The sequence below is a fragment of the Lacticaseibacillus zhaodongensis genome, from assembly GCF_009687905.1.
In the GTDB taxonomy this organism is placed as follows: Bacteria; Bacillota; Bacilli; order Lactobacillales; family Lactobacillaceae; genus Lacticaseibacillus; species Lacticaseibacillus zhaodongensis.
In genome coordinates, this window is sequence record NZ_BLBG01000001.1 from 426231 (window position 1) to 449572 (window position 23342).

Consider the following 23342-nt stretch of genomic DNA (forward strand, 5'->3'; position numbering starts at 1 on the left):
ACTACGAACAAACGTTTCGGAGGGGGTCCAGTTTTGGCGTCAGAACACATTGAACACAAATTAACGCTGTTACCGCCGCTGCCGGGTAGTTACCAGATGAAGGACATCAACGGCAAGATCATCTACGTCGGCAAGGCCAAAAACTTGCGCAACCGCGTGCGCTCATACTTCAAGAGTAGTCACGAGGGCAAAACAGCCAAACTGGTCTCTGAAATTGCGGATTTTGATTTTATCGTCACCAGCACGGACAAAGAAGCCTTCTTACTTGAAATCACCCTGATTCAAAAGTATCAGCCGTACTACAACATCAAGCTCAAGAAGGGGACTGGTTATCCTTACATCAAAATCACCAATGAGCGCGACCCCCAAATTTTGATTGTCAGCGAGATCCGCAAGGACGGTGGTTACTACTTTGGCCCGTACCCGAACGTGTACGCTGCCGAGGAGACCATGCAGTTCATTCAGCGGGTTTACCCGCTGCGGCGTTGCAATGGTTACCAGGGACGGCCATGTTTGTACTACCACATGGGTCAATGTCTTGGTGCTTGTTTCAAGGAGGTTCCCAAGGCCGACTACGATGCGCAAATCGAGCGTATTAAGTCCTTCCTGAACGGCAACACCGGTAAGGTTAAGCGGACCCTGCGCGCACGCATGCTGGCGGCCTCCAAAAACGAGGAATACGAACGGGCGGCCGATATTCGGGACCAGATTCGCTACATTGAGGCTACCGTTGAAAAACAGAAAATTATTTCTACAGACCACACCACGCGGGATATTTTCAATTTCTATTGGGATAAGGGTTGGATGTCCATTCAGGTTTTCTTTATTCGCCAAGCGCGCCTGATGAAGCGCGAAAAGCGGCTATTTCCGATTGTGAACAGTGCAGAGGAGGAGTTTGAGTCCTTCATCATGCAGTTTTATCAGCGCAAGAACAATGTGCTGCCCAAAGAGGTACTGGTGCCAGCTGGCGTTGACAACGCGGTCTTGAGTGACGTGCTCGGTATTCCGGTGCGCACACCACAGCGGGGTGAGAAGAAGTCGCTCATGGATCTGGCCGGTAAGAACAGCCGAATCACTCTCGAAGAAAAATTCCGGCTGTTGGAGTTAGACAACCGCAAGACGGTTGAGGCGCAGGCAGAAATCATGCGCGCATTGCACTTGCCAGAAGATGGTCATGTGATCGAGGCTTTTGACCACAGCCATATTCAGGGGACCGACCCGGTCAGCGCGATGGTCCAATTCGTGGATGGACGGCCAAACAAGAGCAACTACCGGAAGTACAAGTTGGCCCAGGACGAGGATAATCACAGTGCCAACGAAGATGCTAACACCCGTGAAGTGATCAGACGGCGTTATACGCGGCTGCTCAAGGAGCACAAGCCGATGCCCGACCTCATCTTGATGGATGGGGGGACGATTGAAATGAATGCGGTGAAGGAAGTGCTTGAAGACGAACTGAACTTGGACATCCCAGTTGCGGGAATGGTGAAGAATAATAAGCACCGGACCGCAGCGTTACTGTATGGGCCGACTGATGCTGTCATTGACTTGGATCCACGGAGCCAAGGCTTCTACCTACTGACACGGATTCAAGATGAGGTGCACCGGTTTGCCATCACCTTCCACCGCCAGCTGCACAGCAAAAACAGCCTGAGTTCCAAGCTGGAGGAAATTAAGGGCGTTGGGCCCAAAACGCGCAGTAAATTATTACGCAAATACAAGACCATCCGGCACATCAAGGACGCCAGCATTGACGAGCTACAAGAGCTCGGGATCAGCAAGACTACCGCCCAAACAATTAAGCTCACGCTCTAGTCCCGTTGATTTTTGTGCTTCCGGCCTGTATGCTAATTGTTAGGATTGGGTGGAGTTTGCAAAGCAACGGGCCACCCACGAGGTTATTTTCAAAGATAAAGGAGAGTTCCTGCGTAGTTTGCAGGACACTAAAAAATGTTTGTAGATCAGGTTACAGTTGAAGTACACGCAGGTAAGGGCGGCGATGGTGCCGTAGCCTTTCGCCGTGAAAAATTTGTTCCCTTTGGCGGACCAGCCGGCGGGGATGGCGGGCGTGGGGGCAGTATTGTCTTCTACGTTGACTCGGGATTGAACACCCTGATGGACTTCCGCTACCACCGGCACTTCAAGGCCAAGCCCGGTAACAATGGGATGGGTAAGCAGATGTTCGGGCACGCGGCTGAGGACACCCGGGTCGCTGTCCCGGCCGGAACCAGTGTGACTGATGCCGATACAGGCGAGCTGATCGGTGATTTGACCAATCCGGGCGAAGAATTAGTAGTAGCACGGGGCGGCCGCGGTGGGCGGGGCAACATCCACTTCGTTTCGCCGAAGAACACTGCGCCCGAGATTGCCGAAAATGGTGAACCTGGTCAGGATCGCTTCGTTAAGCTGGAACTAAAGGTGCTCGCTGATGTGGGCCTGGTTGGTTTCCCATCCGTTGGGAAGTCGACCCTCTTGGCAGCCGTTACCGGCGCTAAGCCGAAGATTGCGGCCTACCAGTTCACGACCTTAGTTCCCAACTTGGGGATGGTCCGGCTTGATGACGGCAGTGATTTTGTCATGGCCGACTTGCCAGGACTGATCGAAGGTGCATCCACCGGCGTCGGTCTCGGAATTGAGTTCTTGCGGCACGTTGAGCGGACGCGGGTTATCTTGCACCTTGTCGAAATGGACCCAACGAACGGTCGCGAGCCAATTGACGATTACCACCAGATTCAGCACGAATTGCTCACATACGATGAGAACATGCTGTCGCGTCCGGAAATCATTGTTGCAACTAAAATGGACACAGCGGGTGCTGACGAACGCTTTACCAAGTTCCAGGAACAGTTACTAGCCGAGGGTGTTGACCAAGATCACATCATGTCCATTTCCAGCATCACGCACAGCAACTTGCGCGTATTGATGCTCAAGACTGCGGAACTACTTAAGCAGGCACCGGCAATTGCCGACCAGCACGAGTCTGCTGAGGATAAGGAATACAAGCTCGCAGCTCAAAAGGAACTCTCCATTGAGGACACTGAACACGCCTTTATTGTGCATGGGGACAAGGTTGAACGGCTTGCAGCGATGTCCAACTTGCAGCACGAAGACGGTGTGATTCGTTTCGCACGCAACTTGCGGCGGCTCGGGGTCGATAAGGCCTTGGCGGATGCTGGTGCGCAGAATGGTGACCAAGTCATTATTGGTGACCTCACCTTTGAGTACGAGGAATAACTAGGGTTTAGTTTCGAAAAGGGTTGGACGGTGTAGGATGAGTCAGGAAAAAACACACAAACGACGTTACATTACAGGTTTTGACGGTCTGCGAGCAATTGGGGTGCTGGGAGTCATCTTGTACCACCTGCGGCCCGACATCTTTCGGGGTGGTTACTTAGGGGTGCCGATTTTCATGGCCGTATCTGGTTATCTGATCACGGATGGCTTGCTCCGCGAATTCGATCTGAGCGGGCGAATCAACTTCAAGAGCTTCTTTATCCGGCGCGTGAAGCGCTTGTACCCGGGCCTAATTGCAATGCTCTTCGGGACCAGTGCGTACATCCTTTTCTTTGCGCGGGGCTTGTTACACAACCTGCACATGATTGTTTTGACCAACATGGCCTACGTTTACAACTGGTGGCAGATTCTCAATGGGCAATCTTATTTCGCCCGCTATGCCAACGGGGAGAGCCCGTTTACCCACTTATGGACGCTCTCGATCGAAGGCCAGTTTTACTTGATTTGGCCCTTTGTAGTCTTACTGCTACTTAAGCTTATCAAACCACGCAGCCGCTCATTTAATATCATCTTTGTTGTGGCTGTGATTTCTGCGGCGTGGATGGCAGTTTTGTACCACCCTGCAATTGGTGGTAAAGCCTTCGACCCCAGTCGCCTCTATTACGGCACCGACACCCGGGCCTTCGGAATTCTGCTTGGGGCTGCCCTTGCTTTTGTCTGGCCAAGTGGGCGGCTCGCCAAGTCAATCTCCCGTCAAGACCAACTGGTGCTAGATGGGGTCGGAACGGTGAGTCTACTCGGAATGCTGGCAATGGTCATGTTTACGACCGACCAGAGTACCTTCTTGTACCGGGGTGGGATGTTCCTGTTTTCAGTGCTAGTCACACTGTTGGTCGCTGTGGTTGCGCACCCTGGCAGTCACTTCAATGCGCTCCTGACCAACCCGCTTTTCACCTGGATTGGGCGCCATAGTTATGGAATTTACCTTTACCAGTTTCCAGTGATGATTTTCTTTGAGTCCGCGATGAAGGATATTGCGGATCACCCAGTTTTGTACCCTGTTCTTGAGGTTCTCATCATCTTGCTACTCACTGAGCTGTCCTTCGTGTTTATCGAGCAGCCTCTAGCACATTTCGACTACAGCAAGTTGCCACAATACTTCCGGCGGGCGGCATGGCGCCCCCGCAACCTCATCGTTAGCCTTGTCTCCCTCATGATTCTGGCAATGGGTGGTGCGGCTATTGTCGAGGCGCCAAGCGTCAAGACGGATGCCGCGGATCACTCCGCGCTGGCAAAGAAGTTGAAGGAAACTAAGGCGCAAAGGGCAAAAAAGCAGCGGCAAAAGGAGCAGCTGCAGGAGAGCATTTCAGCATCGAAAAAGGCTGCCAAGAACTCTAGTTATAGTGCAAGCGTATCGAAGGCCAAGCAGGCAGCTGCTGAGTCAGATGCCAACAAGCACCCTGTCAACCAGGAGTTTGAAAAGTATGGTTTGACCCAAGTCGAGTTGCAGCAGGCTCAAACCATGGGAATCACAGCAATCGGGGACTCCGTGATGAAGGATGGCGAGGACAATCTGCAAAAGATTTTCCCGAAGGCATTCATCGATGCCGCGGTTTCACGGCAGGCAACTGATGGAATTAAGCTTCTGCACCAGTATGCGGCCCAGGGCGCGCTTGCCGGAACCGTATTGATCGGTCTCGGTACTAATGGGCCGGTCACGCCGCAGCAGATTGACGACGTGATGCACACGGCTGGGCCGAGCCGGCAAGTCTTCTGGATTAACGTCCGGGTCCCAACAAAGCAATGGCAAAACGATGTCAACCGGACACTGACGGCTGCAACGCACAAGTATCAGAACCTGCACGTGATTGATTGGTATGACTACGCAAACGCACACGATGATTGGTTCTACGCCGACCGGGTGCACCCGAATGTTGGCGGCAACATGCATTACGGTGCGATGATTGCTAAACAGGTCATTGTGGGTAGTGGTAGTAAATAAGGTCCGAAGTCAGCAGAAGAGGCCGCGATGGATACCGCGGCCTCTTCGCTTGTAAAATAAGGGTTGCGCAGGCTCTTCGCATCCTTATGGTAAAATGGAGCTAACAATTGTTTAGAAATGGATGGCAGAAATGGAAATTACATTTTTAGGTACCGGTGCCGGTTCACCCGCACGTAGCCGCAACGTCAGTAGTCTAGCACTCAAGTTACTCGATGAGCGCAACGAGGTGTGGCTTTTTGATTGTGGTGAAGGCACGCAGCACCAGATTTTGCGGACAACGATCCGCCCGCGGAAGGTGACCAAGATTTTCATCACCCATCTGCATGGTGATCATATCTTCGGCTTGCCAGGTTTCCTTGCCAGCCGGGCTAACCAGGGCGGTTCGGAAGAGTTAACCATTTACGGCCCCCATGGGATTGAGGATTACGTCCGCACCAGTCTGCGGATCACCCAGACTCGCCTGCCCTACAAACTTAGCTTCGTTGATTTGAAACCGGGACTGGTATTTGATGATGCCACCTTTACAGTTAGTTGTGACCATCTTGACCACCGGATTGAGAGCTTCGGCTTCCGGGTCGTCGAGAAGGATCACCCTGGTGAGTTGCTAATTGATAAGGTTCATGCCGCTGGTGTGCCTTCTGGACCGCTATATGGGGCTCTTAAGGCCGGCAAAACGATCACCCTGGCTGATGGAACACAACTAGATGGAAACGACTTCATTGGAGCCGCACAGCGCGGTCGCAGTCTGGCCATCTTCGGTGACACCCGGCAGAATTCTCGGGAGTTGGCCCTGGCGCAGGGAGTCACGGTCCTGGTGCATGAGAGCACCTTCGCTGGGGGTGAGGCCAAACTCGCTCACCAGTATTTCCATTCCACAAACATTCAGGCTGCCAAGCTAGCCCGCAGAGCGGGGGTTGGCAGGCTACTGCTGAACCACATTTCCGCACGCTATGTCGGTGCGGCAGCTAAGCAGTTACAGTACGAGGCGCGGGGTGTGTTCAAAAACACGCGCGTCGTGAATGATTTTGATACCATCAACATTCCGTTTGTAAAGGAGAGTGACCAGCATGACTAATTTGCATGGCAAGGTGTTAGTAATCACTGGTGGATCTAGCGGAATCGGGAAGACCGTGGCGCTGGCTGCGGCTAAGCGCGGTGCGACTGTTGTTCTGCTGGCCCGCAATCGTAGTAAACTAGCGGCAGTACGTGCCGAGTGTGCACGGCTCTCTGGGCAGTCCGCTTATGCTTTCACCCTTGACGTGTCTGATCCGGTCGCAATTGACAGCGTCTGGGACCAGATCATGGGTTCGGTTGATCATGTTGATTACCTGCTCAATGCGGCGGGCTTTGGGATTTTCGAGACGGCTCTCGACACGCCAATGCACACCGCCGAGGCGATGTTACGGACCAACGTCTTGGGCACCATGTACATGACCCGGCTCGCCGGCCGCATCATGGTTGAGCAAGGCTACGGCCACATCATCAACATCGCATCCATGGCCGGCAAAATTTCGACTCCTAAGAGTGGGGTCTACTCCGCTTCCAAGGCCGCTGTCATCGCCTATTCGAATGTTTTGCGGATGGAACTGCGTCCAGCCGGTGTTTTCGTAACCACCGTCAACCCTGGCCCAGTGCGGACCAACTTCTTTAACCGGGCGGGCGCTGAGGAGTACGAAAAGAGTGTTGATATTTTTGCACTCGACCCGCAGCAAGTGGCGAAGCGAATTCTGCAGGCGCTCGGGCGGCCCGTCCGGGAAATCAACCTCCCGGGTATCATGGCCGTTGCTGCTAAAATTTATCCGCTTTTTCCAAATATTAGTGATTACATCATCGTCAACGTCTTTGATCGGAAGTGAAGCTGATGAAGAATCAATTACGTTTCGTGTTGGGTCTCGTCCTAGCGCTAATTGTTATTATCTTTGCGCTGCAGAACAGCCAGGCCGTGGTGGTCAACTTCTTCGGTTTACAGCTCCAATGGCCAATGATTATTATCATCGTCGTTGCGCTGTTGCTCGGTGCCGGCATTACCTTGCTACTGTCTGCGGCAAGTATTAGTGCGGCCCGCAAAAACAGCAAGCGACTGCAAACAGAGCTCAACCAGCTGCGCGGACCCAAGAGTGTCATTAAGGCGAAAGAACAGGACAAGCAAAATAAAGATAACGCCAAAAAGTAGCCGCTCGCGGCTGCTTTTTTCGTACTTAGAACTATTTGCCTGGAATCTTTGACCTTCGCTGACCAACAGGCTATAATAATTAGCACAGGGACGTGGAGAGTGCTAATTTTGGTTCCTGCTTGAATAGTGACGACGATTAAGACGATGTTAATCAATTAAGAGGGAGTTGTTGGGCAATGGATCCGGAAAAACTGACAGAAGCAGTTACTAAGGCATTGGCGAGCGCACAGAAGGTTGCGGAGACGCGGCACCACCAAGATGTTGATATTCCGCACCTGTGGAAAATATTAGTGACGCCAAACGAGCTGGCCACCCAGATATACACTCAAGCCGGCGTTGACGTTGACGGGCTGACGCACACCATCGACTCGGCTCTGGACAAGATCAGCGTTGTCGAAGGCGTCAGCAACTACGGTCAGAATATGGCGCAGAACCTGTACAAGTTGTTCCAAGACGCAGACAAGGAGCGAACACGGCTCGGGGACCAGTTCATTGCAACGGACACCTTAGTACTTGCGCTCATGGAACAGAAGTATTCCCCAATCACGACCTTCATTACTGAGGCTGGCGTGGATAAGAAGCAGTTAGAGAAGGTCATTCAAGACATCCGTGGTGGTCAGCACGTGACCAGCAAGACCGCTGAGAATCAGTATCAAAGCCTAAAAAAGTACGGGACTGATTTGGTCGCCGAGGCGCGTTCCGGCAAAATGGATCCAATCATCGGTCGGGATGATGAAATTCGGGACGTGATCCGAATTTTGAGCCGGAAGACCAAAAACAATCCGGTCCTGATCGGTGAACCCGGGGTCGGCAAAACCGCCATTGTTGAAGGGCTTGCGCAACGCATTGTGCACCAAGATGTTCCGGACAACCTGAAGGACAAGACCATTATCAGCTTGGACATGGGCAGCTTGATTGCCGGAGCCAAATACCGGGGCGAATTTGAGGAGCGGCTCAAGGCCGTTCTGGCAGAAGTTAAAAAGGCTAACGGCCAGATCATTGTGTTCATTGACGAAATCCACACGATCGTGGGTGCCGGCAAGACCGAGGGTTCCATGGATGCTGGTAACTTGCTCAAGCCAATGCTGGCGCGCGGAGAACTGCACCTGATCGGGGCGACCACGCTGGATGAATATCGGGAGAACATCGAGAAGGATAAGGCCCTTGAGCGGCGTTTCCAGCGGGTACTCGTTCAAGAACCCAGTGTTGAGGATACCGTCAACATTTTGCGGGGGCTAAAGGAACGTTACGAAATTTTCCATGGCGTCCGGATTCACGATGCCGCCCTAGTCGCCGCAGCCAGACTGTCGAACCGCTACATTACCGACCGCTTCCTGCCGGATAAGGCCATTGATCTGGTTGATGAGGCGAGTGCCAACATCAACGTGGAGATGAACTCGCGGCCTAACGAACTGGACATTGCGGAGCGCAAGCAAATGCAACTCGAAATTGAAGAGCAGGCGCTCAGCGGTGAAACCGATGCGGCTAGTGTGGACCGACTAAAGAGCACCCAGGCGGAGTTAGCTAATGTCCGGGAAAAGACAAACAAGCTCAAGGCCCAGTGGGAAGCCGAGAAGAAGCAGCTTAGCGCCCTGAACGATAAGAAGAGTGAAATCGAAAAAGCCAAGCACGAGCTGAGTGACGCCCAGGACAAGTACGACTTGGAGGCCGCTGCCCGTTTGCAACACGGCACCATTCCGAAGTTGGAACAGGAACTCAAAGACATGGAGGGTAAGGAACGCCCGGACAGTTGGCTTGTCCAAGAATCTGTCACCCCTGAAGGAATCGCGGCGGTTGTGAGTGAGCAAACTGGCATCCCAGTCAATAAGTTGGTTGAGGGCGACCGAGAAAAGTTGCTTCATCTCGACGACAAGCTGCACGAACGGGTCGTTGGTCAGGATGATGCGGTTCAGTCGGTCACTGACGCCGTCCTGCGCTCCCGTGCGGGTCTGCAGAACCCAGACCGGCCACTGGGGAGCTTTATGTTCCTTGGCCCGACTGGGGTGGGTAAAACGGAACTGGCAAAGGCACTTGCCGAGGACATGTTCGATTCTGAGAAACACATGGTCCGGATCGATATGTCTGAATACATGGAAAAAGCCAGCGTATCCCGCTTGATTGGGGCCGCCCCCGGTTACATTGGCTATGAGGAAGGCGGACAATTGACCGAAGCCGTGCGCCGGAACCCGTACACAATCGTGCTGCTGGATGAAATCGAGAAGGCCCACCCGGATGTCTTTAACATTTTGCTCCAGGTCTTGGATGATGGCCGCCTGACTGATGGTCAGGGCCGGACTGTCGACTTCAAGAACACCATTATCATTATGACGTCTAACCTCGGTAGTGAATTGCTACTCGGTGCGGGCGGCGAAGAAGACGTCAAGAAGCAGCATGATGCCGTTATGCAGCTGGTCCGGACTAAATTCAAGCCCGAATTCCTGAACCGGATCGACGACATCATTATGTTCAACCCACTGCGCAAGGAAGACATCAAGCAAATCGTTGTGAAGGACATTGCCCACCTGCAGAATCGGGTTCAAGACCAGAACTTGACTCTGCAGACAAGTCCGGAAGCGCTGGACCTGCTTGCAGATCTTGGTTACGAACCAGCTTATGGTGCCCGGCCACTTGCGCGCGTCATCAGTCAGCGCGTCGAGACCCCAATGGCTCGGAAAATCATCGCCGGCGAAATTAGTGATGGCGATACCGTGACACTGGTCGCAAAAGACGGTACAATCGGCTTTGACGTACAGAAGAAAGTTGCTGAAAATGTCAAGTAATGCCACTTGACGCTTGCATTTTTTCAAAACTCCTGTATAGTAAAAAGGAAATCCGAGTTATAAAGGAGTTAACAATCATGGCAGTTCCAGCACGCAGAACATCTAAGACCAAAAAGGCAATGCGCCGCGGTCACATCAAGTTGAACGTTCCTAACTTGCACTTTGACGCAACAACCGGCGAATACCGTGTTTCACACCACGTTTCCCCTAAGGGCTTCTACAAGGGTGAACAGGTTGTGAAGACCAAATCCGACGCAAATGCTTAATCAATAAGGAATACCAACATTTATTTGTTGGTATTTTTTTTACGTTCTTGTGGTCGACACCATTGTTAGGAACTCTGTCGTTCTTAGATCTTCCGCTGGGGGATGAAAGGCTGGCAAAGAGTATTCCCCTAGTTATGCCTTGAAGTGCAACAACGCGCCCTGATGGTATTCAAAACTAGCTGACCCGGCATAGATATGCTATTCATGCTATAATGGCGGTAGCAACGAAATCGGGAGGCATCTTATGTCAGACAATCAAGAATTCAATGAATACTTACAGCAGCTTAGCGCCATTAGTTGGCCGCGGTGGACGGACCTGCCACAGTTTGATCTGTATATGGATCAGGTGGTCCAGTTTGTGAATGACCTGGTCCGCCCGGCTGGAATGGGCGAACTCACCCCGACAATGGTTAATAATTATGTCAAAAAAGGCATCATTACCGCTCCAAAAAAGAAGAAGTACACCCGGGGGCAGTTGGCCAATATTATCGTGATTGCGATCCTGAAGCCGGTGTTTAGTCTCGATACGATTGCTGGGGGTATCCGTTACCAGCTCAAGAATCGGGAAGCACAACAAGCCTTTGATGCGTTTATCCTTCAGTTTGCATCAGCAGTGCACAGTATCGCTGCTAATTTTGGCGGGGAACTGGTGATCAACTCGCTGAGCGAGGCTGACACCACCGTAATTCAGGATGCGATGGGGCAGCTGGCCATTAAGGCGGTTGTCCAAAAGCTGTTGGTTGAGATGATGGTGAAGATGGTTACGCCTGAGCCCGAAGGTAAGCATAAGGAGTAAAATGTGACAAGGAGTCACATTCTGCTTGCAGGGGCATTGTTGACGCGCTAGACTAATGCTCATACTGAAGCCAAAGGATGGTTAGTAATGAAAAAAATGATGACAGCGCTGAGCGCAGTTGTGCTCACGCTGGTTTTGGCTGCATGTGGCCAGAAGTTAAACGCAAATAAAACTACTTTTAAGCAGTACGGATTAGTATCTGTAATCAAGGGTGACGCTAGTGGTGCCAAGGCAGTGCATTACAGAGCAGACACCGCCACGGGTAGCAGCAAGATTAACGGTGGGACTTTTGCCATCACCTTGCCAATTAGTGACAAGAAACAAACAGTGCACCTGACAGCAGGTGACAAGAAACAGACTGTGTACGTTGAAGCCGCTAAATCACTCGGGACATACAAAAGCTCTGTGGCCAAGTATAACCAGGCCGTGATCGGTTCGGCTCTGCCAAAGAGTGTGCAGAAGCAGATGCAGTCCGGGCAGAAGCAACCCACTAAGGCCCAGATCGCAGCAATGACGCCGCAACAGCAGCAGGCAATGGCGCAGGCGGCCGCAACGCTCAAGAATGAACTCGCAAAAGCCACTGCCGCTACCAAGGCGCAGCAATTGCCGACATCTGCTACCGCCGGGGTTAGCCAAGTTCTGAAAACAAAAGGGCAGACTGTACGTGCGAACGTGACCAAGGACGGCAATTTGATTGGCTATTCACTGATGGTACCAGTTAAGGCCATGAAGAATAAGCAGGAAGCGGAGAAGTTCGGGATCACGATGGCTCTGCTCGGTAATTCTGTTGGTGCAGATGCTAAGACGTTAATGAAGAAGTTTGCCAAGGCCGTTAAGAATCAGAACAAGTCACAGACCACAATGAAGACAATTAAAAGTAACGGTGTGAAGTTTGACGTTGGGTTCTCAACCACCAACTTATTCATTTACATCACCAAGTAAATTGCAGCAAAAAACGCGGCCCACATAATTGTGGGTCGCGTTTTTTTTAGCATTACTTAGTTCTGGTGAGCTTTCTCTTCTTCGACTTCAAAATGCTTCAGGAAACTTGGAAGCGTGAGCAGAATAAGAGCGAAGACTAGGCTGACTACCAGAGACAAACTAGGACTGTATGCGGTCTGGGTCAAGGCGCCGGCGAGGAAGCCGGTAACCTGGCCTAAAATCATCGCCCAGATAAATGTCATCACATATTTCATAGCTTTCCCTCTTTTCTCACGCTATCTTAGCATGCCGCAATTCGCTTTGCAAAGGGGCTGCGACATTTACGAAATTGTGTGCATCTGTCCCAGCAGTCGATATAATGGATGGCGAGGTGATCGGGATGAGTTTTACCCACTTACGGGTGCTAACAAGTGGAACGTTACTTGCTAGCCCTATCAGAGTCGAGCAGTTGGTTAGTAGTGCCAAGGCGGCGGGCTACACGGCGTTAGCCATAACCGATGTGAACGTGCTTTACAATATTTTGCCATTTTATGAGCAGATGCGGGCCGCGGAGCTGGTGCCGCTAATTGGTATGCAGTGTCGACTGGCGACAGATGATTTCATTCTGATTGCCCTCAACCAAACTGGCTATAAGCACTTGCTCCGCATCAGTACGGCGGTGCAGATGGGGGCAACGAGTCTCGATGAGCTACCCGATTTTACTGGCTTGGCGTGCATCAGTAGTGATCGGGGTGCACTCGCCCGTGCTTTTACTGCTGGTGATGGGAACGCGGCGGTCGCTGCTGCCGAGGCGTTGCGCGCAAAACATCCCAGTCGCTTTGCGATTGGGGTCAGTTTGCAGCAGTTGGATGCGGACCTAGTCGAATTTGCCCGGGTACATTCGTGGACCGCATTGCCGATTGGTGACGTGCGTGAACTGACCCCCGCGGATGCACAAACGCGGCAATTACTCATGGCAATTCGCAAAAATGAGCCGCTTCGGGAGTCAAATGAAGGCAGCACAGACTACGGACTGGGTAATTGCGGTGAAATTGAGCAAATGCTTCGGGCGGCGGGGATGGCGGAATTAATTGCTGCGTGCACAGATTTAGTCGCTGCTTGTCAGCTCGAAATCGAGTTCAAGGATCCCCAGCTGCCCCACTTTCCGGTTCCGGATGGGCAAACGACAGGAGATTATCTCTGTGAACTGGCTACGACCGGCTTGCGGCGGCTGCTAGGGGGCGTGATCCCGGACGCATATACCAAGCGGCTCGATCATGAACTCGCTGTGATCGGCGCGATGGGTTTTGACGATTACTTTTTAATTGTTCAGGATATCGTTGCGGCTGCAAAAAAGCGGGACATCATGACTGGCCCCGGCCGGGGGTCAGCGGCCGGTTCTCTGGTTGCCTATGCCCTCGGGATCACCATGGTCGACCCGCTCCGCTACGGCTTGCTTTTTGAACGCTTCTTGAATCCGAACCGGGGACAGATGCCCGATATTGATCTTGACGTTGAGGACACCCGGCGCGGGGACGTGCTCGAGTACATCCGCGCGCGCTATGGTGACGCGCACACCGCGCAAATCATGGCCAGCAGTACCTTTGGCGCGCGGCAAGCGCTTCGCGATACAGCGAGCGCAATGCGGCTGCCGCAGTTCAAACAGGACGCATTGATGGCGGCACTACCGCACGATCAAAAGCACTTGCGGCAGGCGGTTCAAGACGTGCCAGCGCTCGCTAACTTGCTCAGACAGGATGAGGAAACTGCAACGGTCGTCCGGGCCGCGAGCGCAATTGAAGGGTTGCCCCGTGCAATCAGCACGCATGCGGCCGGGATCGTGCTCGCCGCTGGTGACCTGAACGACATAGTCTCTCTGCAAAAGAGTAGCGTTGGAATCGGTGTCCAGACGCAGTTAGCTAAGGAAGGCGTTGAACGGGTCGGCTTGCTCAAAATCGATATTCTGGGCTTGCGGACACTCAGCATTTTGCGCCAGATGCTTGCTGCCGTGCAGTATGCTTACAAAACGCCACTTGATGTCAGTGCGATTGCACTTGATGATCAAGAAACGCTGGCATTATTTGCGCGTGGTGCAAGTAACGGCGTTTTTCAGTTCGAAAGTCGGCCGATGCGGTCAGTATTGAAGAAGGTCAAGCCGCGTAGTTTTGAGGACGTTGTCGCGACTGCGGCACTTTATCGTCCGGGCCCAATGCAATATATTGATGAGTTTACGCGGCGGATGCACGGCCAGGTTGCGGTCCATTACGATAGCCCGCTCCTAGAGCCAATCCTAGCTCCTACTTACGGAGTTATTGTCTATCAGGAGCAGGTAATGCAAGTTGCCAGCAGTATTGGCGGTTTCAGCATGGCTGAAGCTGATGACCTGCGGCGGGCGATGAGTAAAAAGAAGCAGGCGTTGATTGATGCCGGTCAGGACCGATTCATCATCGGTGCCGCAAAAAATGGTCTTGACGCGGCGGCGGCACGCAAAGTTTACGCAGCAATTGAACAATTCGCGGGTTATGGCTTCAACCGGAGTCATGCCGTCGCGTACGGAATGCTTGCGTTCTGGATGGCATATGTTAAGGCTCATTACCCTCTGGCGTTTTACCAGGCGGAACTGAATGCTAACCTTGGTAATGCCAGCAAGACCCGGGAGTTCGTCAGCGAATTGCGGGCAGCGCACATTAGTTTACGTAGTCCGAGCGTCCTTAGCTCCGGACGTGGTTACCGCATCGTCAAAGGCAACTTGCTGGTTGGCTTTGGTAGCATTCACGGTTTGCGGCGGGATTTTGTCACTGCACTTTTGCAGCAGCGCCAGGACCGGCCGTTTACAGACTTGCAAAGCTTTTTACTCGGCCTTGATAATGAGTGGTTGAGTGCCACGGTGCTGACCCCGCTGATTGCTGCTGGTGCCATGGATGAATTAGGCTGTCCGCGCGGTGAACTACTGGCTAGCATTGACAGCATGTGTTCTGCCGTCGAACTTGCTGGCGGTAGCCCGGACCTCCTCGCCGCACTCTGGCCGCGGCTCACGCCCAGCACCAAAAGTCCGGCTGAGCTCCGGCGCTTGGAGTCGGACACCTTGGGCTTTTACCTGCATGGCCACCCCGCTGATGAGTATGCCCGTTTGCGGTCCGTCCGCGGTGGTAAGCTGCTTGCTCAGTTACGGCAGCAGGGTGACGCGACGGTTGTGGTTTTAGTTGACCGGCTGCGCACAATTAGCACGAAGTCGGGTAGCAAAATGGCCTTTGCAACCGTCAGTGACAGTAGCGGCAGTGCTGAGGTGACCATTTTCCCCGAAACCTATTTACAGTCCCAGCCCTTGACCGCCGGAACAGTCTACCTGATGCGCATTTATCCGGACCGCAAGCGTGAAGATGATGGTCAGCAGCACTATGTTGCCCGCAATATTAACGACGCGGCCGCGGCAAATGCGCGCCTGCCCAAACAGCTGTTTCTGAATCTGACTGGTGTGACTGATGCAAAAATGAAAACAGAGGTCTTACACTTATTACAGGATAATCATGGTCAAACGCAGGTCATCATCGTAAGCGGGGGCCGTAGAGTACTGCTGGCACCAGAGTATGCTGTGACCGTCAGTCCGGCTTTATTAACGAAACTAGGGGCAATTTTGGGGACTGAAGCGGTTGCAATTTCACCTGCGACACATTCTTGAGAGTGCGGCTAAAAAAGTCCGGATTCTAGGCGACTTTGTTTATGAAAAGTGTTAAGCTAATTCTTGTGTGGAACGGAACATTTATCCACGATAAATCACGTGAGGTGAAATAATGAAACGCATTGGTATTATGACCAGCGGTGGGGATGCCCCAGGTATGAACGCCGCGGTGCGTGCCGTTACGCGCAAGGCTGAACACGAAGGCCTTGAAGCATACGGTATCAATTATGGTTTTGCTGGCTTGCTTGCCGGTGATATCTTCAGAATCAGCTCGGTTGACTCTGACGACATCATCAGCCGTGGCGGTACGATCCTCTACTCTGCTCGTTTTCCTGAATTCGCTGAAGAACCAGTTCAGCTTAAGGGTATCGAACAGCTGAAGAAGTTCGGCATCGACGCAATCATTGTTATCGGGGGCGATGGTTCATACCATGGTGCCCTGCGTCTGAACGAACATGGCTTTAACGCCATTGGTCTTCCAGGCACAATCGACAATGACATTCCTTTCACGGACTTTACGATTGGCTTTGACACCGCCCTCAACACGGCAGTTGAAAGCATCGATAAGCTTCGCGATACCGCTGCTAGCCACGAGCGGACCTTCGTTGTTGAAGTCATGGGCCGTAACGCCGGTGACATCGCAATGTGGGCCGGGGTTGCCAGTGCTGCCGAAGACGTTATCATTCCTGAAAAGGATTTTGACGTTGAAGCAGTTGCCAACAAGCTCAAGAGTGCCCGCGCTCGCGGTGAAAAGCACGGAATCATCGTGCTTGCTGAAGGCGTGATGACCGCTGCTGAATTTGCCGACAAGCTTAAGCCATACGGTGACTTCCAGTTGCGGGCAACCACTCTGGGTCACACCCAGCGCGGTGGTTCACCAACCGCATTCGACCGGGTGCTTGCATCCCGGATGGGTGCCTACGCCGTTGAACTGCTTATGCAGGGCAAGGGTGGCTTGGCCGTTGGGATTCAGAACAACAAGCTGGTTACCCACAACATGCTTGACCTGTTCGATTCTAAGCACGAGGCCGACATGGACCTGTACAAGGTAGCTCAGGACCTCGCGTTCTAAGCTCGTACCATCTTAATTCTGGTAACAAAATTTTAAACACAATATGTCAAAGGAGTTTTTCATCTATGAAAAAGACCAAGATCGTCAGCACGCTTGGACCTGCAAGCAACACTGTTGATATCATCGTTAAGTTGATTGAAGCCGGCGCAAACGTATTCCGCTTCAACTTCTCACATGGTGACCACGAAGAGCACTTGGCTCGTATGAACATGGTTCACGAAGCTGAGAAGATCACCGGCAAGACTGTTGGTATCATGCTTGACACCAAGGGTGCAGAGATCCGGACAACTGTTCAGGACACACCAACTGGTAAGATTGAATACCACACCGGCGACGTTCTGCGTATCTCCATGGACGCTTCATTGAAGGGTACCAAGGAAAAAGTTGCAGTTACCTACCCAGGTCTCTACGACGATACTCATGTTGGTGGTCACGTACTCTTCGATGATGGTCTGCTTGATGCACTCATCACTGAAAAGGATGACGAACACCGCGAACTTGTCTGCAAGATGCAGAACAATGGTATCCTTGGTGGCCGCAAGGGTGTTAACGCACCTGGTGTTGCTATCAACCTGCCTGGTATCACCGAAAAGGATGCTTCTGACATTCGCTTCGGTCTTGACAGTGGTATCCAGTTCATCGCTGCTTCCTTCGTTCGTAAGCCTCAGGATGTTCTTGACATTCGCGAACTGCTCGAAGAAAAGCACGCTGAATACGTTCAGATCTACCCTAAGATCGAATCTCAGGAAGGTATCGACAACATCGATGACATCCTCAAGGTTTCTGATGGTCTGATGGTAGCACGTGGGGACATGGGTGTTGAAATCCCATTCGAACACGTACCACTCGTTCAGAAGGCTCTCATCAAGAAGTGCAACGCTCTCGGCAAGCCAGTTATCACTGCTACCCAGATGCTTGACTCCATGCAGGAGAACCCACGTCCTACCCGTGCCGAAGTTAACGACGTTGCTAACGCCGTCTTCGATGGTACCGACGCAACCATGCTTTCTGGTGAATCTGCTAACGGTGACTACCCTGTAGAATCCGTTGCAGCTATGGCTCGTATCGACGAGTACACCGAAAAGGCTATGACAGACCAAGACGCATACGCTCTCAAGCGCTTCGGCAAGGAATCTGTTACTGAGTCAGTTGGTCAGGCTGTTGCCTACACTGCACGTAACCTTGGCGTTAAGACCATTGTTGCTGCTACCAACTCCGGCTACACTGCCCGCATGATCAGTAAGTACCGTCCTAAGGCTGACATTCTCGCTGTTACCTTTGATGACATTACTCGTCGCGGTCTCATGATCAACTGGGGTGTTTACCCTGTTGTTGCAGAACGTCCTTCATCAACTGATGAAATGTTCGACCTTGCAACCAAGACCGCTCAGGACCTTGGTTTTGCTGAAGAAGGCGACCTGATTCTGATTACCGCCGGTGTTCCAGTTGGTGAAACTGGTACTACCAACGTTATGAAGGTTCAGATGATCGGCTCCAAGCTGACTTCTGGTTCCGGTGTCGGCGACCAGACTACCGTTGGTAAGGCTGTTGTCGCAAGCACTGCTAGCGAAGCTGTTGCTAAGATGCAGAAGGGTGACGTGCTGGTTGTTAAGACAACTGACAAGGACTACCTGCCTGCTATCGAAAAGGCTGCCGCAGTTGTTGTTGAAGCTGGTGGTCTCACCAGTCACGCAGCAGTTGTTGGTATCGCAATGGGTATCCCAGTCGTTGTCGGTGCTGAAAACGCTACTGGCGTTATCAGCGACGGCCAGGTTATCACTGTTGATTCCCGTCGTGGGATCATCTACAAGGGTGCTACAAACGCCCTTTAATCTGAAGGCTTAAGCTCATTTAGAAGGGGGATTCGGCATGATGTGCCGAGTCCCTTTTCTTATGGCAAAATCTAAACAAGGGTGCAACTTGCGGCACTTTTGCTTATAATCGGGAGTGGCAAAGCGGTGCGCGGGAATCCGGTCACCGGTGCGCGGCTCCATACATACGGTGTGGCTAACTAACGGACAGAATCGTTAATAAGGCTTCACTAATGCGCCCACACTGCAATGCGGTAGCGGGCTGGTGTTCCGTGCCGCGAACGCGGCGGAATGACATATGGAAATGTAACGAGATTGAAGTTTGATGTAGGAAAGTAGGTTACTTAGATGGATTTTAACGGACAGATAGTTGAGGCAGTTGTCTCGGATCATAATGATGACGAAGTGTTCTTGCAGCACGCCGGTGAGACAATGGGTAGTAGCGCAGAGGAGTACGCGGAAGTACCTGCAAACGGGACGACCGTGCGCGGTTTTGCTTACGAGAATGAGCACCATCAGGCTCGCTTCACGACCAAGATGCCAAACATTTCCGAATCCGAGTACAGCTTCTGTGAAGTCGTGCAGGTGCGGAAGGACTTGGGCGTTTTCGTTGACGTGGGCTTACCAGACAAGGACATTGTCGTCAGTCTGGACGAACTGCCAGCTGAAACATATCTCTGGCCAGCACGTGGGGACCGTTTACTTGTCCGCTTGTTGATTGACAAGAAGAACCGGCTTTGGGCTAGCCTGGCCGGTGCGGAAATCTTCCAGCAGCTTGCCCACCGTGCCAAGCCGGACATGCAAAATAAAGATATCGAGGCCACGGCGTACCTACTCAAGAAGGTGGGGACGTTTGTCTTCACCAGTGACAAGTACATTGGCTTCATCCATCCTAACGAACGGGACGCGGAACCTCGATTAGGGCAGCAACTCAAGGCCCGGGTTATTGGGGTGCGTGAAGATGGTCAGCTTAACTTGTCCTTGCGTCCCCGTGCCTACGAAGCAATTGACGATGATGCCGCGATGCTCATGGCAATGCTGCAACACAGTCATGACGGCCGGATGTGGCTTAGTGACAAGAGCAGTCCCGAAGACATTAAGGCCCAACTTGATATCAGCAAGGGTGCATTCAAACGGGCGGTTGGTCATTTACTTAAGGCTAAGCTGATTGTGGAAACTGATGGGCACCTGGAATTGGTTAACAAACAGGGTGATGCTGACGCTAAAGAATAAGGCGCTGTCCCGATGGTGAATTAATGGAAGATTTGATTGTTGATTTTATTCATTATTTAGATGCGGAGCGTGGTTTATCGCTTGCAACCCAAGACGCATACCGTCGCGACTTGCAGCGTTATGCTAACTGGCTCGAGGCCAAACACTACGCAAACGTCCCGGATGACCGGGCTGTATTGGCGGATTTTTTTGCCAATGAGGCGACGGAACTCGCAACTACCAGCATGGCGCGGGAGCAAAGTGCTTTGCGTAAATTCTATAGTTTTCTGATGCGCCAGGGCGTACTGACGACTGACCCAATGGAGCTCATTGATGCACCCAAGCCGGCGAAACACCTGCCAACGGTTCTGGACGCTGAGGAGATTGCCCTCCTGCTGAACGCACCCGATGTTGCTAAACCGCTGGGAATGCGGGACCGCGCGATTTTCGAGCTGATGTATGCAACCGGAATGCGAGTTTCTGAACTGGTGAATTTGCGCATGGATCAGTTGCACTTACCGATGAATCTGATTCAGGTTGTTGGTAAGGGGGACAAGGAGCGTTTGGTCCCGGTGAGTGATCAAGCCGCAGAGTGGGTGAACCGCTACCTGCGCAGCGCCCGCCCCCGGCTGATCAGTGGCAGTATTCCACCGGAAGTTTTTTTGAATTTTCACGGTAACAAACTGACCCGGCAAGGCATCTGGAAGAATTTGAAGGCGTACATTAACGCCGTGGGAATTCAAAAGGATGTTACGCCTCACACACTGCGGCATTCGTTTGCGAGCAGTTTACTGGAAAACGGTGCAGATTTGCGGGTCGTGCAGGAGATTCTGGGTCATGCTGACATTAGTACCACGCAGCTGTACACCCACTTGTCCAATGGGCATATCGCTGCGGTGTACCACAAGACGCATCCGCATGGTTGAGCCGTGTATGGCTAATTTGGCTTTTGTATGGTAAAGTCAGGTCTAAGTGGGTGAGAATACATGCTTGTTAACTATAAGGACGATTATAAAAAAATCGCCATGGGCTTCCTGTCTTACGAACCCGATCTGAAGGACCTTGGAAACCTGAACACGGAGCTTCAGTTGTATACCAATGATAAGACGCATAAACTCTTCCTTTATCGGGAGGGGGATGCAAACTTTAGCGGGGTCGTTGGCATTGAGTGCGGCGATACCTACGTATTGGTGCGGCATTTGAGCCTATCGCCAGCCGTTCGGGGTGGGAACACCGTTGATAAGCTGCTGGACGAGTTGAAGAAGAAGGTTAGCCCGCGCAAGATCATGGGTTCGTTAGAGAATACCCCCTTGATCATGAAGTGGGAAGAACGAAACAAGGAGCAAGTCGATGGCGCTGACCCTAGTTCTAAATGATTTTTCGGGGCCGCTGGATCTCTTATGGCACCTAATTAAAGAAAACAAGATCGATATATACGATATTCCGATCGCCAAAATCACCGAGCAGTACATCGCGTACCTGCGGAGCATGCAGGAGCGTGCCATCGAGGTGGCTGGCGATTATTTTGTTATGGCTGCAAGCTTGATGGCCCTCAAGAGTAGGATGCTGCTGCCAACGATTAGTGAAGACGAGGACGAGCCGGAAGCGGAGGACCCCCGTGCCGACTTGGTGGCCCAACTGCTGAACTATCAAGTCTACCAGCAGGCGGCCGCTGAGCTGCAGGAGCGGGAGCAAGAACGCAACCATCTGTACAGCAAACCGGCTTCGCTGCCACCAGCGGATGCGGTCGCTCCGCTAGCGCCAGGTGCTGTTAAGTTGCGCGACCTGACCGCGGCAATGCAACACGTGCTGCAGCGCATCGCTCGCACTGAGCAGGCGGTTCGGCACATTGAGGTTGAGAGTGTGTCTTTGGATGACAAAATGACACAAATTAGGGAAAAATTGGTGGCAAAGCATCACGCCGCTTTCTTGGAGCTTATCTCCCTGCCGACCGTGGTGGAGGTGGTCACCACTTTTCTGGCACTACTTGAGATGATGAAGGATGGCGAATTGGTCTGTGCGCAAGACGGACCAGAAGCTGAAATCGAGATTTACGCGCGAAAGGAGGAATCGGCTTAATGCTGGGCACAATTGAAGCGGTATTGTATGCCGCCGGGGAGGATGGCATCGAACTGGGTGCACTGAGCCAAGTGCTGGGGATTTCCAGTGCCGCGACCCGGCAGCAGCTTGGCGAGTACGGACGGACTCTCGACGCCGCACCAGATCGGGGCTTGAAACTCCGTAATTCTGATGAACGTTACTACTTAGTGACCAAGCCAGAGTTTGCGGATGCGCTGAAGAAATACTTCCAGGGCCCACCAGCAACCGGTTTGTCGCAAGCAGCGCTTGAAGTGCTCGCAATAATCGCCTACAAACAGCCGGTGACGCGCGTGGATATTGATGAAATTCGGGGCGTCCAGAGTTCTGGGGCCCTGCAGACATTGGTAACTCGGCAGTTGATTGAGGAAGCGGGGCGTTTAGACGCACCCGGACGGCCGATCATGTATGCGACTAGTACGCGTTTCCTTGATTATTTTGGATTGGAACGAATTGATGATTTGCCGCAGTTAGCTGCAGATCAGGACGCCGGCGTTGAGGGCCAAATGGACCTCTTCGCCCGTAGTGATGCAGACACAGATGATGCGACGAATGCGGAGGATACAAATTGACAGAAGAACGATTACAAAAGGTTATTGCAGAGGCCGGGGTGGCTTCACGGCGGCATGCCGAAGAAATGATTGCCCAGGGGCGTGTCACCGTGAACGGTGAAATCGTCACAACCATGGGGGTCAAGGTTGATAGTAACGCGGCCGTGACCGTTGACGGAGTACCTTTGACCAGGGAGCAGAAGCAATACTTCCTGCTTTATAAGCCCCGTGGTGTGATTACCGCGGTGACTGATAACAAGGGGCGCAAGACGGTTACGGACTTCTTTGATGACGTCCATGAGCGCTTGTACCCAGTCGGCCGGCTGGATTACGATACCTCTGGTCTTCTGATCATGACCAACGATGGCGAGTTCGCTAATCTGATGATGCATCCGAAGTTCAACATTGATAAGCATTATGTTGCCAAGGTGCAAGGCATTCCTAGCAGCATGGATCTGCAGCCTCTGCGTGCCGGTATTACCATTGAGGGGCGCCGGCTGGCGAAGGCCAAGACACAGGTCCTATCGCGTGATAACACCAAGAAGACGGCGATTGTTGAGTTAGTGATCCACCAGGGGCTGAACCACCAAGTCAAAAAGATGCTCAAAGCGGTTGGTTTCCCAGTCATTAAGCTTTCGCGGACCGCGTTTGGATCTTTGACTCTGAACGGCCTGCAGCCCGGTGATTACCGGCGCCTCAGCCATAAAGAAGTGAATGAGCTGAAAGAACAAGCAGGTGCTTGATTAGC

The 23342-nt window shown here is 52.4% G+C and carries 20 protein-coding genes; 19 read left to right on the forward strand and 1 reads right to left on the reverse strand.

All coding sequences use genetic code 11. From position 1 onward, the window contains the following. Positions 1-33: 33 nt before the first annotated feature. From uvrC to GN107_RS02210, 10 genes are all read left to right on the forward strand, one after another. Positions 34-1815, forward strand: coding sequence for an excinuclease ABC subunit UvrC (gene uvrC / locus GN107_RS02165; protein ID WP_155285872.1), 1782 nt, complete (start codon positions 34-36; stop codon positions 1813-1815). A 135-nt stretch (positions 1816-1950) separates the two neighbouring features. Beyond that, complete coding sequence (obgE, locus tag GN107_RS02170) at positions 1951-3234, forward strand: GTPase ObgE (protein ID WP_155285871.1); 1284 nt, start codon at positions 1951-1953, stop codon at positions 3232-3234. A gap of 37 nt (positions 3235-3271) precedes the next feature. Beyond that, positions 3272-5236, forward strand: coding sequence for an acyltransferase family protein (locus tag GN107_RS02175; protein WP_155285870.1), 1965 nt, complete (start codon positions 3272-3274; stop codon positions 5234-5236). A 130-nt stretch (positions 5237-5366) separates the two neighbouring features. Further along, a complete protein-coding gene (rnz, locus tag GN107_RS02180; protein ID WP_155285869.1) occupies positions 5367-6311 on the forward strand; it encodes a ribonuclease Z in 945 nt (314 codons plus the stop codon). Continuing rightward, entirely contained in the window at positions 6304-7092 is a 789-nt protein-coding gene (locus tag GN107_RS02185) for an SDR family NAD(P)-dependent oxidoreductase (protein ID WP_155285868.1), read from the forward strand. Before rnz ends, GN107_RS02185 begins: the two co-directional genes overlap by 8 nt. 5 nt (positions 7093-7097) lie before the next feature. Further along, entirely contained in the window at positions 7098-7409 is a 312-nt protein-coding gene (locus tag GN107_RS02190; protein ID WP_155285867.1) for a LapA family protein, read from the forward strand. Between the two features lie 176 nt (positions 7410-7585). Beyond that, entirely contained in the window at positions 7586-10189 is a 2604-nt protein-coding gene (clpB, locus tag GN107_RS02195; RefSeq protein ID WP_155285866.1) for an ATP-dependent chaperone ClpB, read from the forward strand. A gap of 77 nt (positions 10190-10266) precedes the next feature. Further along, positions 10267-10455, forward strand: coding sequence for a 50S ribosomal protein L32 (rpmF, locus tag GN107_RS02200; protein ID WP_155285865.1), 189 nt, complete (start codon positions 10267-10269; stop codon positions 10453-10455). A gap of 244 nt (positions 10456-10699) precedes the next feature. Beyond that, positions 10700-11251: a DUF1836 domain-containing protein gene (locus GN107_RS02205; RefSeq protein ID WP_155285864.1), complete on the forward strand. Its 552-nt coding sequence runs from the start codon at positions 10700-10702 to the stop codon at positions 11249-11251. Positions 11252-11338: 87 nt separating this feature from the next. Beyond that, the gene (locus GN107_RS02210) at positions 11339-12193 is read left to right on the forward strand and encodes a hypothetical protein (protein WP_155285863.1); all 855 of its coding nucleotides are present in this window, start codon (positions 11339-11341) and stop codon (positions 12191-12193) included. 56 nt (positions 12194-12249) lie between these two features. Here the strand turns inward: GN107_RS02210 and GN107_RS02215 are convergent, their stop codons facing one another. Next, positions 12250-12447 carry a YjzD family protein gene (locus GN107_RS02215; RefSeq protein ID WP_155285862.1) on the reverse strand — a complete coding sequence of 66 codons (198 nt, stop codon included), beginning with the start codon at positions 12445-12447 and terminating at the stop codon, positions 12250-12252. 125 nt (positions 12448-12572) lie between these two features. On the opposite strand from GN107_RS02215, the gene GN107_RS02220 reads away from it, so the two are divergent. From GN107_RS02220 to GN107_RS02260, 9 genes are all read left to right on the forward strand, one after another. Beyond that, positions 12573-15851: a DNA polymerase III subunit alpha gene (locus GN107_RS02220; RefSeq protein WP_196246196.1), complete on the forward strand. Its 3279-nt coding sequence runs from the start codon at positions 12573-12575 to the stop codon at positions 15849-15851. Positions 15852-15963: 112 nt separating this feature from the next. Continuing rightward, positions 15964-16923: a 6-phosphofructokinase gene (gene pfkA / locus GN107_RS02225; RefSeq protein ID WP_155285860.1), complete on the forward strand. Its 960-nt coding sequence runs from the start codon at positions 15964-15966 to the stop codon at positions 16921-16923. A 65-nt stretch (positions 16924-16988) separates the two neighbouring features. Beyond that, positions 16989-18755 (forward strand): pyruvate kinase, encoded by a 1767-nt coding sequence (gene pyk / locus GN107_RS02230; RefSeq protein ID WP_155285859.1) that lies wholly within the window; start codon positions 16989-16991, stop codon positions 18753-18755. Between the two features lie 327 nt (positions 18756-19082). Then, a complete protein-coding gene (locus GN107_RS02235; protein ID WP_155285858.1) occupies positions 19083-19967 on the forward strand; it encodes a CvfB family protein in 885 nt (294 codons plus the stop codon). A 23-nt stretch (positions 19968-19990) separates the two neighbouring features. Further along, positions 19991-20872 carry a site-specific tyrosine recombinase XerD gene (gene xerD, locus GN107_RS02240; protein WP_155285857.1) on the forward strand — a complete coding sequence of 294 codons (882 nt, stop codon included), beginning with the start codon at positions 19991-19993 and terminating at the stop codon, positions 20870-20872. Between the two features lie 60 nt (positions 20873-20932). Then, positions 20933-21322, forward strand: a complete 390-nt coding sequence (locus GN107_RS02245; protein ID WP_155285856.1) for an N-acetyltransferase — start codon at positions 20933-20935, stop codon at positions 21320-21322. Further along, complete coding sequence (locus GN107_RS02250; protein ID WP_155285855.1) at positions 21297-22025, forward strand: segregation and condensation protein A; 729 nt, start codon at positions 21297-21299, stop codon at positions 22023-22025. Before GN107_RS02245 ends, GN107_RS02250 begins: the two co-directional genes overlap by 26 nt. Beyond that, positions 22025-22615 carry an SMC-Scp complex subunit ScpB gene (scpB, locus tag GN107_RS02255; RefSeq protein ID WP_155285854.1) on the forward strand — a complete coding sequence of 197 codons (591 nt, stop codon included), beginning with the start codon at positions 22025-22027 and terminating at the stop codon, positions 22613-22615. The genes GN107_RS02250 and scpB overlap by 1 nt, the downstream gene beginning before the upstream one ends. Further along, a complete protein-coding gene (locus GN107_RS02260; RefSeq protein ID WP_155285853.1) occupies positions 22612-23337 on the forward strand; it encodes a pseudouridine synthase in 726 nt (241 codons plus the stop codon). The genes scpB and GN107_RS02260 overlap by 4 nt, the downstream gene beginning before the upstream one ends. The last annotated feature ends 5 nt before the right edge of the window (positions 23338-23342 follow it).